The 11,919-nt window shown below is 65.0% G+C and carries 13 protein-coding genes and 1 tRNA gene; all 14 read right to left on the reverse strand.

Annotated features, from left to right (window positions below):
• Nucleotides 1-6: 6 nt before the first annotated feature.
• The 14 genes from nuoK to tpiA all read right to left on the reverse strand — a co-directional run bounded on the left by nuoK (nucleotide 7) and on the right by tpiA (nucleotide 11,219).
• Entirely contained in the window at nucleotides 7-312 is a 306-nt protein-coding gene (gene nuoK, locus V3B64_RS10135; RefSeq protein ID WP_005417921.1) for an NADH-quinone oxidoreductase subunit NuoK, read from the reverse strand.
• Complete coding sequence (locus V3B64_RS10140; protein ID WP_032128645.1) at nucleotides 309-965, reverse strand: NADH-quinone oxidoreductase subunit J; 657 nt, start codon at nucleotides 963-965, stop codon at nucleotides 309-311. The genes nuoK and V3B64_RS10140 overlap by 4 nt, the downstream gene beginning before the upstream one ends.
• 9 nt (nucleotides 966-974) lie before the next feature.
• On the reverse strand, nucleotides 975-1,463 hold the full coding sequence (nuoI, locus tag V3B64_RS10145) for an NADH-quinone oxidoreductase subunit NuoI (protein ID WP_006381128.1): 489 nt from the start codon (nucleotides 1,461-1,463) through the stop codon (nucleotides 975-977).
• 3 nt (nucleotides 1,464-1,466) lie between these two features.
• Entirely contained in the window at nucleotides 1,467-2,561 is a 1,095-nt protein-coding gene (gene nuoH / locus V3B64_RS10150; protein ID WP_006381129.1) for an NADH-quinone oxidoreductase subunit NuoH, read from the reverse strand.
• Nucleotides 2,558-4,792, reverse strand: coding sequence for an NADH-quinone oxidoreductase subunit NuoG (gene nuoG / locus V3B64_RS10155; protein WP_329914088.1), 2,235 nt, complete (start codon nucleotides 4,790-4,792; stop codon nucleotides 2,558-2,560). The genes nuoH and nuoG overlap by 4 nt, the downstream gene beginning before the upstream one ends.
• A complete protein-coding gene (gene nuoF, locus V3B64_RS10160) occupies nucleotides 4,789-6,129 on the reverse strand; it encodes an NADH-quinone oxidoreductase subunit NuoF (protein WP_006381131.1) in 1,341 nt (446 codons plus the stop codon). The genes nuoG and nuoF overlap by 4 nt, the downstream gene beginning before the upstream one ends.
• Nucleotides 6,130-6,133: 4 nt before the next feature.
• Nucleotides 6,134-6,661: an NADH-quinone oxidoreductase subunit NuoE gene (gene nuoE / locus V3B64_RS10165; RefSeq protein ID WP_006381132.1), complete on the reverse strand. Its 528-nt coding sequence runs from the start codon at nucleotides 6,659-6,661 to the stop codon at nucleotides 6,134-6,136.
• Between the two features lie 97 nt (nucleotides 6,662-6,758).
• The gene (locus V3B64_RS10170; protein ID WP_006381133.1) at nucleotides 6,759-8,066 is read right to left on the reverse strand and encodes an NADH-quinone oxidoreductase subunit D; all 1,308 of its coding nucleotides are present in this window, start codon (nucleotides 8,064-8,066) and stop codon (nucleotides 6,759-6,761) included.
• Nucleotides 8,063-8,812 carry an NADH-quinone oxidoreductase subunit C gene (locus V3B64_RS10175; RefSeq protein WP_005410462.1) on the reverse strand — a complete coding sequence of 250 codons (750 nt, stop codon included), beginning with the start codon at nucleotides 8,810-8,812 and terminating at the stop codon, nucleotides 8,063-8,065. The genes V3B64_RS10170 and V3B64_RS10175 overlap by 4 nt, the downstream gene beginning before the upstream one ends.
• Before the next feature lie 33 nt (nucleotides 8,813-8,845).
• Complete coding sequence (locus V3B64_RS10180; RefSeq protein ID WP_005410463.1) at nucleotides 8,846-9,400, reverse strand: NADH-quinone oxidoreductase subunit B; 555 nt, start codon at nucleotides 9,398-9,400, stop codon at nucleotides 8,846-8,848.
• Nucleotides 9,391-9,747 carry an NADH-quinone oxidoreductase subunit A gene (locus tag V3B64_RS10185; protein WP_008265012.1) on the reverse strand — a complete coding sequence of 119 codons (357 nt, stop codon included), beginning with the start codon at nucleotides 9,745-9,747 and terminating at the stop codon, nucleotides 9,391-9,393. Before V3B64_RS10185 ends, V3B64_RS10180 begins: the two co-directional genes overlap by 10 nt.
• Nucleotides 9,748-9,858: 111 nt before the next feature.
• Nucleotides 9,859-9,943: transfer RNA gene (locus V3B64_RS10190), tRNA-Leu, on the reverse strand.
• 51 nt (nucleotides 9,944-9,994) lie between these two features.
• The gene (gene secG, locus V3B64_RS10195; RefSeq protein WP_329914089.1) at nucleotides 9,995-10,432 is read right to left on the reverse strand and encodes a preprotein translocase subunit SecG; all 438 of its coding nucleotides are present in this window, start codon (nucleotides 10,430-10,432) and stop codon (nucleotides 9,995-9,997) included.
• Between the two features lie 31 nt (nucleotides 10,433-10,463).
• Nucleotides 10,464-11,219, reverse strand: coding sequence for a triose-phosphate isomerase (gene tpiA, locus V3B64_RS10200; protein ID WP_032128643.1), 756 nt, complete (start codon nucleotides 11,217-11,219; stop codon nucleotides 10,464-10,466).
• Nucleotides 11,220-11,919 lie beyond the last annotated feature (700 nt).

Below are 11,919 nucleotides of genomic sequence, written 5' to 3' on the forward strand. Positions count from 1 at the left end.
TGTGGATCAGCCCTTCAACGAATCGACTTCGCCGACATTGATCGTGCGGCGGGTACGGAACAGGGTCACCAGGATCGCCAGGCCGATGGCGGCTTCCGCGGCGGCGACGGTCAGGATGAAGAACACGAACAGCTGGCCGGACGGATCGCCCAGCTGACGCGAGAAGCCGACGAAGTTGATGTTCACCGACAGCAGCATCAGTTCGATCGACATCAGCAGGACGATGACGTTCTTCCGGTTGAGGAAGATGCCGGCCAGGCTGATGGCGAACAGCACCGCGCCCAGCGCAAGGATGTGGCCAAGGGTAATCACGGCTGGGTCTCCTCGCCGGCGGCCGGCTTGCTGTTGCTGTGCACGACCGGCGCTTCGGCGCCCATCTTGACCATGCGCAGGCGCTGGCCGGCCTTGACCATGGTCTGCTCACCCGGGTTCTGGCTCTTCACGCCGGTACGGCGGCGCAAGGTCAGCATCACGGCGGCAACCACGGCCACGGTCAGGATGACGGCGGCGAACTCGAACGGCAGCAGGTACTCGGTGAACAGCGTACGCGCCAGCCAGGTGACGTTGGAGCTGTCGGCAGCGACCGCGGCGGCGTTGTCGGCCGGGAACGGGTTGACCGCCCTGCCCTTCACGCCGATCAGGATCAGCATCTGCACCAGCATCGCCACGGCAACAATGAGACCGACCGGCAGGTAGCGGACCCAGCCCTCACGCAGCTTGGTGGGGTCGATGTCGAGCATCATCACCACGAACAGGAACAGCACCATCACCGCGCCGACGTAGACCAGCACCAGCGCCACGCCGAGGAACTCGGCGCCGACCAGCAGCCACACGCAGGCAATGGAGAAGAAGGTCAGCACCAGGCAGAGCACGGCGTGAACCGGGTTGCGCACGCTGATCACCGCACCGGCCGAAACCGTTGCCGCGATGGCGAACACCCAGAAAGCGATATTTACCCAATCCATCTCTCGACCTCAGCGGTAAGCGGCATCGGCGGCGCGACGCTCGGCGATCTCGGACTCGAGACGGTCGCCCAGGGCCAGCAGCTGCGGCTTGGTAACGATGTTTTCGCCACGATTCTCGAAGTGATACTCGAGGATGTGGGTTTCGACGATCGAGTCCACCGGGCAGCTTTCTTCGCAGAAGCCGCAGAAGATGCACTTGAACAGATCGATGTCATAGCGCGTGGTACGGCGGGTGCCGTCTTCGCGCTTGGCCGAGTCGATGGTGATGGCCAATGCAGGGCACACCGCTTCGCACAGCTTGCAGGCGATGCAGCGCTCTTCACCGTTGGGGTAACGGCGCAGGGCGTGCAGGCCACGGAAGCGCGGCGACTGCGGGAACTTCTCCATCGGGTACATCATCGTGTACTTGGGCTTGAAGCTGTACTTCAGCGTCAGCCAAAGGCCGCCCAGCAGTTCGAGCAGCAGCAGGCTCTTGAAGTAATGGGTAATCCTGTTCATCACTTAGACGCCCTTTTGAATCACGCCGAAGAACACCATGACGGCGGTAACCGCGATCCACAGAATGGCCAGCGGGATGAAGACCTTCCAGCCCAGGCGCATGATCTGGTCATAGCGGAAGCGCGGGAAGCTGGCACGGAACCAGATGTAGGCACTGGCGAAGAAGAACACCTTGACGAACAGCCACGGTGCACCGCCCTTCCAGATCCAGTCGACCAGCGGCGAGACGTCGCCGAAGTTGACCCAGCCCTGGATGGGGCTCAGCCAGCCGCCGAGGAAGAAGATCGAGATCAGGAAGCTGATCAGGATCATGTTGGCGTATTCGGCCAGGAAGAACAGCGCGAACGCACCGCCCGAGTACTCGACCATGTGGCCAGCGACGATTTCCGATTCACCTTCCACCACGTCGAACGGCGCGCGGTTGGTTTCGGCAACGCCCGACACCCAGTAGATGACGAACAGCGGGAACAGCGGCAGCAGGAACCAGTCGAAGAAACCGGAATTGCCAGCCTGCGCCATCACGATGTTGCTCAGGTTCAGGCTGCCCGACGCGATCATCACGCCGACCAGGGCGAAGCCCATGGCGATTTCGTAGCTGATCATCTGCGCCGAGGCGCGCATCGCACCCAGGAACGCATACTTCGAGTTGGATGCCCAACCGGCCAGGATGATGCCGTAGATGCCCAGCGAGGTCATCGCCAGCAGGTACAGCAGGCCGGCGTTGGCGTTGGACAGCACGATCTGCGAATCGAAGGGGACCACCGACCAGGCCGCGAAGGCCGGAGCCAGGGTGATCAGCGGGGCCAGCAGGTAGATCGCCTTGTTGGCGCTGCTCGGCTGGACCACTTCCTTGAACAGCAGCTTGAAGACGTCGGCGAAGGCCTGGAAGATGCCCATGCCCACGTACATCGGGCCGTGGCGGACGTGCATCCAGCCGATCAGCTTGCGTTCCCAGACCACGTAGAAGGCCACCGAGATGATCACCGGAACGGTGATCACCAGGATCTTCAGGATGATCCAGATCAGCGCGCCGATGTCACCAAGGCCAAGCAGCCACTGGTGCAGCGGATCGACCGCGTTCAACAGCAATTCGTTCATGCAGCCACCACCGTTACGCGAGCGGCACCCAGCGGCGCGGTCGCGCCGTGGCCCGATTCAATCCAGACCGAACCCGCAGCGACGCGGGCCTCGATCACCACCGGCAGGGTGGCCTTGCCGGCATCGGTGCCGACCTTGGCCATCTGCCCTTCCTGCAGCTGCAGGCGAGCGGCATCTTCAGCGTTCAGCACGATGCGCGGGGCGTTGTTGAGCGGATGCGACTGCAGCGCCGGGGCGCGACGGACCACCGCATCGGTGCGGTAGATCGCGGCGGTCGAAGCCACTTCCAGGCCTTCGCCGGCAACCACCGGCTGTGCCGAGGCGGCAACGGCGACCGACACCGGGGCCAGGCTGGCGCGCAGGCCGGCCAGGTCGGTGAAGTCGAAACCGGCTACCGCCAGCTCACCGCCCAGGGCGCGCAGCACGCGCCAGCCCTCACGGGCCTCGCCCGGCAGCTTGCCGCCGGCACGCGCCGACTGCTCGCGACCATCGAGGTTGGTCAGGGTGGCGTCGATTTCCGGCAGCGCACCGATCGGCAGGATCACGTCGGCAACGTCGCGGGTGGAGACGCAGGCGAACTGGCTGAAGGCCACCACCTTGGCGCCGACCAGCGCCTTGCGCGCGGCGGGAGCGTCGGCGAAGTCCAGGCCCGGCTCCAGGCCGTAGACCACGTACGCCTGGCGCGGCTGCGCCAGCATCGCGGCGACGTCCTTGCCGGCCGGCAGCACGCCTGCGCGGGTCAGGCCAACAGCGTTGGCACCCTGCGGGATGCGGCACAGCTTGGCACCGGTCGCAGCAGCGAAGTCACGCGCGGCGGCGCGGATCGCGGCAGCCTGCGGATGGTTTTCGGCGATGCCACCGACGATCAGCACGGTGTTGTTGCCGCCCTGCACCGCCGAACGCAGCTCGGCGTTGGCCAGCGCGTCGACGAACTTCGACGGCGCGACGATCTGCTTGCCGGCGATGCTGAAGGCGAAGTCGAAGTCCACCGGGTTGACGACGTGGATCTTCGCGCCGTTGGTGGTCTGCGCCTTGCGCAGGCGGGCGTGCAGCAGCGGCAGTTCGTGGCGGATGTTGCTGCCCAGAACGACGATGCGGTCGGCGCCTTCGATCTCGGCCAGCGGCAGGCCGAACACTTCGGCGGTTGCGGCGTCGGAGAAATCGCGGTTGTTGATGCGGTGGTCGATGTTGCTCGAGCCCAGGCCCTTGGCCAGGCGGGCCAGCAGCGCACCTTCCTCGTTCGAGGTGGACGGGTGCACCAGCACGCCCAGGTTGTCGCCCTGGTTGGCCTTGAGGATCTCGGCGGCCGCAGCCAGGCCTTCGGCCCAGCTCACTTCCTTCCACTCGCCATTGACCTTGCGCAGCGGCTTGACCGCACGGTCTTCGCTGTACAGGCCCTGGTGCGAGTAGCGGTCACGGTCGGACAGCCAGCACTCGTTCACCGCTTCGTTGTCGCGCGGCACGGTGCGCAGCACTTCGCCGCGACGCACGTGCAGGAACAGGTTCGAACCCATCGCGTCGTGGTAGCCCAGCGATTCGCGCGCGGTCAGTTCCCACGGGCGGGCGCGGAACTGGAACACCTTGTTGGTGAGTGCACCGACCGGGCAGACGTCGACGACGTTGCCGGACAGCTCGGTGGTCAGCGGCTTGCCGTCGAAGGTACCGATCTGCAGGTTCTCACCGCGGTACATGCCACCCAGCTCGTAGGTACCGGCAACGTCGGCGGTGAAGCGGACGCAGCGGGTGCACTGGATGCAGCGGGTCATCTCGGTGGCGACCAGCGGGCCCATGTCCTCGTCCGGCACCACGCGCTTGCGCTCGTTGAAGCGGCTGACCGAACGGCCATAGCCCAGCGACACGTCCTGCAGCTCGCACTCGCCGCCCTGATCGCAGATCGGGCAGTCCAGCGGGTGGTTGATGAGCAGGAACTCCATCACCGAGCGCTGGAACTTCAGTGCCTTCTCGCTGCGGGTGGCGACCTTCATGCCATCCATCACCGGGGTGGCGCAGGCCGGCGCCGGCTTCGGCGACTTTTCCACGTCCACCAGGCACATGCGGCAGTTGGCGGCGATCGGCAGCTTCTCGTGGTAGCAGAAGCGCGGAATCGAAATGCCGGCCTTGTCGGCCGCCTGGATGATCATCGAACCCTTGGGCACGACCAGCGACTTGCCATCGATTTCGATGGTCACGTGATCCGGTGGCACGTTCGGGTTTACGGGTTGCGCGCTCATGCGGCGGCTGCCTCCACCTTCTTGCCGTCAACCATCGAATGACCGTTGACGATGTAGTACTCGAATTCGTCCCAGAACTGGCGCAGGAAGCCCTGGATGGGCCATGCAGCCGCTTCACCGAACGCACAGATGGTGTGGCCTTCGATCTGGCCGGCCACCGCCTTCAGCTGGTGCAGGTCTTCCATCGTGGCCTTGCCGGCGACGATGCGCTCCAGCACGCGGTGCATCCAGCCGGTGCCTTCACGGCACGGGGTGCACTGGCCGCACGATTCCTTGTGGAAGAACTGGCTGATGCGGCAGGCGAACTTGACGCAGCAGACGCTGTCGTCGAGCACCACGATCGCACCCGAACCCAGGCCGGAGCCCAGCGCACGGATGGTGTCGTAGTCCATCGGCAGATCCTGCAGCTCGGCCGCGGTCAGTACCGGCATCGACACGCCGCCCGGGATCGCGCCCTTGAGGGTGCGGCCCGGACGCAGGCCACCGGCCATTTCCAGCAGGTCGTGGAACTTGGTGCCCAGCGGCACTTCGAAGTTGCCGCCGTTCTGCACGCAGCCGGACACCGAGAAGCACTTCGGACCGCCGTTGGCGGTCAGGCTCAGGCCCTTGAACCACTCCGGACCGTTGCGGATGATCGCCGGCACCGAACCATAGGTTTCGGTGTTGTTGATCGTCGACGGCTTGCCGTACAGGCCGAAGTTGGCCGGGAACGGCGGCTTGTAGCGCGGCTGGCCCTTCTTGCCTTCCAGCGATTCCATCAGCGCGGTTTCTTCGCCGCAGATGTATGCGCCGGCGCCCAGCGCACCGTAGATGTCGATGTCCACGCCCGAGCCCATCACGTTCTTGCCCAGCCAGCCGTTCGCATAGGCGTCGGCCAGGGCCTGCTCGAAGTGCTCGAACGGCTCGTGGTGGAACTCACCGCGCAGGTAGTTGTAACCCACGGTCGAACCGGTGGCGTAGCAGGCGATCGCCATGCCTTCCACCACCGAATGCGGGTTGTAGCGCAGGATGTCGCGATCCTTGCAGGTGCCCGGCTCGGATTCGTCCGAGTTGCAGAGGATGTACTTCTGCATGTTGCCCTTGGGCATGAAGGACCACTTCAGGCCGGTCGGGAAGCCTGCGCCACCGCGGCCACGCAGGCCCGAGGCCTTGACCATCTCGATGACCTGCTCCGGCGGGATCTTCTCTTCGAGGATCTTGCGCAGGGCGGCGTAGCCACCGGTCTTCAGGTAGCTTTCGTACGACCACGGGGTGTCGTAATGCAGGGTGGTGTAGACCACCTGGTGCGGCAGCGGCGCGGGGCCGACCGGACCCTTGGATTCGTGGTGATGTGCCATGCCCTTACTCCAGCCCGTCCAGCAGCTCGTCGACCTTTTCCAGGGTCAGACGCTCATGGTAGTGACCGTTGATGACCATCATCGGCGCGCCACCGCAACCAGCCAGGCACTCTTCCTCGCGCTTGAGGTAGACGCGGCCGTCCGGGGTCGATTCACCGTGCTTGATGCCCAGCTTCTTCTCGCAATGGCGGACGATGTCCTCGGCGCCATTGAGCCAGCAGCTGATGTTGGTGCAGATGGCCACGTTGTTGCGGCCCACCTTCTCGGTCTCGAACATCGAGTAGAAGCTGGCGACCTCGTAGGCCCACACCGGCGGCAGGTCCAGGTACTTGGCCACGCCGGCGATCAGTTCGTCGGTCAGCCAGCCCTCGTTCTGCTCCTGGGCCGCATGCAGGCCCTGCAGCACGGCAGAGCGCTTGCGGTCCGGCGGGAACTTGGACAGCCAGTGATCGATGTGAGCGCGGGTCTTGTCGCTCAGCACCACCATCGGGTCGACGTCGCGCGCCGCCTCGAAATTACCTGTCGCCTTCATCGGCCGACCTCAGCGAAATGCATAACGTGAAATTCCAGAAACTGCGGCGCCGGCTTGCGCCGGCTGCCTGCAGCGGGCGTTGGCGTGGCGGACGGCATTACCGGTCAACCTCGCCGAACACCAGGTCGTAGGTACCGATCATCGCCACCACGTCGGCCAGCATGTGGCCGCGCACGATCGAATCGATCGAGGACAGGTGGGCGAAGCCCGGTGCACGCAGGTGCACGCGGAACGGCTTGTTGGCGCCATCGGAGACCAGGTAGCAGCCGAACTCGCCCTTGGGCGCTTCCACTGCCGCGTAGGTTTCCCCGGCCGGCACGCAATAGCCTTCGCTGAACAGCTTGAAGTGGTGGATCAGCGCTTCCATGTCGTCCTTCATGTCCTCGCGCTTGGGCGGAGCGACCTTGAAGTTCTTGACCATGACCGGGCCGGGGTTGGCCTTCAGCCACGCCACGCACTGCTTGATGATGCGGTTGGACTCGCGCATTTCGGCAACGCGGACCAGGTAGCGGTCATAGCAGTCGCCTTCCTTGCCCAGCGGGATGTCGAAATCGACGGCATCGTACTTGGCGTACGGACGCTTCTTGCGCAGGTCCCAGGCGATGCCCGAGCCGCGCAGCATCACGCCGGTCATGCCCCACTGGTGGGCCAGTTCCGGAGTGACCACGCCGATGCCGACGGTACGCTGCTTCCAGATACGGTTGTCGGTCAGCAGGGTCTCGTATTCGTCGACGCGACCCGGGAATTCGTTGGTGAAGTTCTCCAGGAAGTCCAGCAGCGAGCCCTCACGCGAAGCATTGAGCTGCTTCAGCGCCTTGCCCTTGTGCCAGCGCGATTCCTTGTACTTCGGCATGTGGTCCGGCAGATCGCGGTAGACACCGCCCGGACGGTAGTACGCCGCGTGCATGCGCGCGCCGGAGACCGCTTCGTAGCAGTCCATCAGCTCTTCGCGCTCGCGGAAGGCGTACAGCATCACCGCCATCGCACCCAGGTCGAGCGCGTTGGAACCCAGCCACATCAGGTGGTTGAGGATGCGGGTGATTTCGTCGTACATGGTGCGGATGTACTGCGCACGCTCCGGCGCTTCGATGCCCATCAGGGTCTCGATCGCGCGCACGTAGGCGTGCTCGTTGCACATCATCGACACGTAATCCAGGCGATCCATGTAGCCGATCGACTGGTTGAACGGCTTGGACTCGGCCAGCTTTTCGGTACCACGGTGCAGCAGACCCACGTGCGGGTCGGCGCGCATGATGGTTTCGCCGTCCATTTCCAGGATCAGGCGCAGCACACCGTGCGCGGCCGGATGCTGCGGGCCGAAGTTCATGGTGTAGTTGCGGATTTCCTGCCGGCTTTCGGCGGCGTTGCTGGCGAAGGCTTCGCCGGCCTGGTGTACGTGGCTCACTTCACTGCCTCCTGCGCGCGCTCACCTTCTGCGGTCTGCAGACGGGCGTCGTCGCGGATCACGCGCGGCACGCCGACACGCGGCTCCACCGAGGTGACCGGTTCGTAGATCACGCGCTTCTTTTCTTCGTCGTAGCGGACTTCGACATTGCCGATCAGCGGGAAGTCCTTGCGGAACGGATGGCCGACGAAACCGTAGTCGGTCAGGATCCGGCGCAGGTCCGGGTGGCCTTCGAAGATCACGCCGTACAGGTCGAACGCTTCGCGCTCGAACCAGTTCAGGCCCGGCCAGATGCCGGTCAGCGAGGACACCACCGGCAGCGCTTCGTCAGGGGCGAAGCAGCGCAGGTGCATCATCAGGTTGTGCTGGTACGAACGCAGCTGGGCGACCACGGCGAAACGCTGGGTCGGCATGTGCTGCGGGCGGGCACCGTCGGCACCGTTTTCCTCGGTGGGGAACTCGCCCCACGCGAAACGGCCCTGGGCCTTGCCTTCGACGCCACGGCTGAAGCCCTGCGAGGACACGTCGGCGGTGTCCCATTCGTCGGAGCCATAACCGAGGTAGTCGACGCCGCAGAGATCCACGGCCTGCTCGAAACCAAACTCGTCACGCAGCGCCAGGGCGGTGGCGTGCCACTCGGCGGCAGGCACTTCCAGCGTCACTTCGCCGCGGGGTTCGACCACGATGACCTTCGCACCTGCGAAACGTGCGGAGAGTCGGTCGATGAAGGATGCTTGCTCTGCCATGGGGGCTTGGCGCGCTCTTGTCAGGTGAAGGGGTCAGCGGGCGATGGTCTGTGTACGCCAGATCTTCTTCTGCAGCTGCAGGATCCCGTACACCAGCGCCTCGGCGGTCGGCGGGCAGCCCGGGACGTAGACGTCCACCGGCACCACGCGATCACAGCCGCGCACCACAGAATAGGAGTAGTGGTAATAGCCGCCACCATTGGCGCAGCTACCCATCGAGATGACCCACTTCGGGTCCGGCATCTGGTCGTAGACCTTGCGCAGCGCCGGGGCCATCTTGTTGACCAGGGTACCGGCCACGATCATCACGTCGGACTGACGCGGCGACGGGCGGAACACCACGCCGTAGCGGTCAAGGTCCAGGCGCGCGGCGCCGGCGTGCATCATCTCGACCGCGCAGCAGGCCAGACCGAAGGTCATCGGCCACATCGAGCCGGTGCGCGCCCAGTTCAGCAGTGCATCGACGCTGGTGGTGACGAAGCCCTTTTCCAGCAGCGGGTTGTCGCCCTCCGGCCGCAGGATGTCATCAACCCGGCCTTCCGGCGTGGGGTTGTTCATGAGGCCATCGAGAGTCTGAATCACTCCCATTCCAGCGCTCCCTTCTTCCAGACGTAAATGAAACCGAGGAACAGCATGCCGACGAACAGGCCCATGGTGATGAGCGAACGGGCACCCAGCTCCATGAAGACCTGGGTCCACGGCACGATGAAGATGATTTCCAGGTCGAAGACGATGAACTGGATCGCGATCAGGTAATAGCGCACGTCGAACTTCATGCGCGCGTCTTCGAAGGCCTCGAAGCCGCACTCGTACGGCGACAGCTTTTCCAGATCGGGGCGGCGGGGACCGAGGAATCGACCAACCAGCATCAGCGTAATGCCGATACCGGTGGCAACGATCAGAAACAGCAGAGACGGCAAATATTCGGCCAGCACAGCGATTCTCTCTTGCCTCTGCCGCCGCGCCTGCAGGCGCTTTGGCATGGGGGAGTGGACGGGAATCTGCCTGGCGCCTTGCGCGCCAGACGAACCCGCTTTACTTACAAATGGTGCCCAAGAGGGGACTCGAACCCCTACGACTTGCGTCGCTACCACCTCAAGGTAGTGCGTCTACCAATTCCGCCACCTGGGCAAACGATCACATCAGACTATCTTCCCGATGCGCCGCGTATTGTAACCGGCTTCAGTCTTTCTGGGAGCCTTCCGAAGGCTTTTCTTCACCAGAAACCGAAGATTCCGCCTGAGCCGGCACATTCGCGGCCGGAACCGGGGCGGCCGGGACCGCATCGGCCTTCGGAACGGTCGGCAGTTCGCCCGCCGGAGCCGCCGGAGCGACTGCCGCCGGGGCGGACATCAGGCCCAGATCCTGGTCGGCCGCCGGGCGACTGCCATGACCGGCATACCAGGCCATGAAGAGGCTGATGCCGAAGAACACGACAGCCAGCCACTTGGTCGACTTGGACAGGAAGTTCGAGGCGCCGCGCGCACCGAACACCGTACCCGAGGCACCGGCACCAAAGCCCGAACCCGCCGCCGCACCCGAGCCACGCTGCATCAGGATCAGCGCGATCATGGCCACAGCGACCAGCACGTAGACGACATTGAGGATCAACATCAGCATTGGAAACCGCCCTCGGACAATACTTCTAGGATTAGTTCGCGGCCGCCGCCCTTGCGATGGCCAGGAAGTCCGCGGCCACCAGGGAGGCGCCGCCGACCAGCCCACCATCGACATCCGGCTGCGCGAACAGTTCCCCGGCATTGTCGGGTTTCACGCTACCGCCGTAAACAATGGGCAGTGAATCAGCGATTCTAGCATCGATACGCGCGACTTCGCCACGGATGAACGCGTGCACCTGCTGCGCCTGCTCCTTGGTAGCGGTACGGCCGGTACCGATGGCCCAGACCGGCTCGTAGGCGACCACGGCCTTGGCGAAACCGGCCGCGCCGACCAGCTCCAGCACCGGCGCCAGCTGGCCGGCGATGACCGCTTCGGTCTGCCCGGCCTCGCGCTGCTCCAGTGTCTCGCCCACGCACAGCACCGGCACCAGGCCGGCGTGCTGGGCGGCGGCGAACTTGCGTGCGACCAGCTCGCTGCTTTCGTGGTGGTACTGGCGGCGCTCGGAATGGCCGACCAAGCCATAGCGGGCGCCGACCTCGACCAGCATGGCCGCGCAGACCTCGCCGGTGTAGGCGCCCTTCTCGTTGCTGCTCACGTCCTGCGCGCCAAAGGCCAGGCCGGTCTCGCCGAAGTCCTCGACCAGCTCGCCCAGGTACGGCAGCGGCGGCAGGATCACCACGTCCACCCCCTCCAGCGGCAGCCCGGCGGCGACCTGCCCCAGCAGTTCATTGGCGAATTGACGGCTGCCATGCAGCTTCCAGTTTCCGGCGACGATCTTGCGGCGCATGAGCGGGTGGCTCCTGTATGAAGTCAGCCGGGCATGATACCCGTTACGGCAAAAATCCGTTTCCGTGTAAGCGGTTACATGGATTTTCAGCCAACGGCGCAGCCCCTCGTGGCGGGGGTGGGGTTGGGTTGGTCGCGGAGAGCCCGGTTGGATTTGGGGCTTGGCCGGGCGGGTGGGACTGCGCAGGGGGCGCTGCAAGTCCCCCTCCGGGGCCCGGCCCAGCCGCTGGCGGCTGTGCGTTCGGGCGCTTGCGAAGCAATGCTTCACGAGCAAAGCGCCCTCACCCCTGTAAGCTCGGTCGCCGCTTGCTCGTGGGCGCTGTCCTGCACACACGAGCAAGACCCGGGTTGGGCGTCCTGCCCAACGCGCCCGAGGCATGCCTCGGGCCCATGCGGCTCACGCCCCTGCGCAGCCCCACCCGCCCGGCCTCTGACACATTCCGGCGGTTCCGCCCGCCACGGAAAGAAATAAGAAGATCAAAAGCAAAAGCGGCAGTGCGGATAGCTGCCCGCACCCATGGCGTGGATCTACCGTGTCGACCAAGGTCGACACCTACCGGAAATCGCGATTTACCCACCGTCACCGGGAAACTGTCGAAGGCGGGGAGGTGTCGGATGGCGGGGTGTCCGCGGCATGGATGCCGCGGCCAAGCCCCCAGGACGGGTTCACGGCGTCCCCGCCATCCGACACCTCCCCGCCT

This window comes from Stenotrophomonas sp. SMYL86, assembly GCF_036320025.1.
Lineage (GTDB): Bacteria > Pseudomonadota > Gammaproteobacteria > Xanthomonadales > Xanthomonadaceae > Stenotrophomonas > Stenotrophomonas maltophilia_A.

Bases quoted from the DNA above. Each gene is read 5' to 3' on its own strand.
- V3B64_RS10140 (WP_032128645.1), bottom strand. From the start codon at position 965: ATGGATTGGGTAAATATCGCTTTCTGGGTGTTCGCCATCGCGGCAACG.
- nuoI (WP_006381128.1), bottom strand. From the start codon at position 1,463: ATGAACAGGATTACCCATTACTTCAAGAGCCTGCTGCTGCTCGAACTG.
- nuoH (WP_006381129.1), bottom strand. From the start codon at position 2,561: ATGAACGAATTGCTGTTGAACGCGGTCGATCCGCTGCACCAGTGGCTG.
- nuoG (WP_329914088.1), bottom strand. From the start codon at position 4,792: ATGAGCGCGCAACCCGTAAACCCGAACGTGCCACCGGATCACGTGACC.
- nuoF (WP_006381131.1), bottom strand. From the start codon at position 6,129: ATGGCACATCACCACGAATCCAAGGGTCCGGTCGGCCCCGCGCCGCTG.
- nuoE (WP_006381132.1), bottom strand. From the start codon at position 6,661: ATGAAGGCGACAGGTAATTTCGAGGCGGCGCGCGACGTCGACCCGATG.
- V3B64_RS10175 (WP_005410462.1), bottom strand. From the start codon at position 8,812: ATGGCAGAGCAAGCATCCTTCATCGACCGACTCTCCGCACGTTTCGCA.
- V3B64_RS10180 (WP_005410463.1), bottom strand. From the start codon at position 9,400: ATGGGAGTGATTCAGACTCTCGATGGCCTCATGAACAACCCCACGCCG.
- secG (WP_329914089.1), bottom strand. From the start codon at position 10,432: ATGCTGATGTTGATCCTCAATGTCGTCTACGTGCTGGTCGCTGTGGCC.
- tpiA (WP_032128643.1), bottom strand. From the start codon at position 11,219: ATGCGCCGCAAGATCGTCGCCGGAAACTGGAAGCTGCATGGCAGCCGT.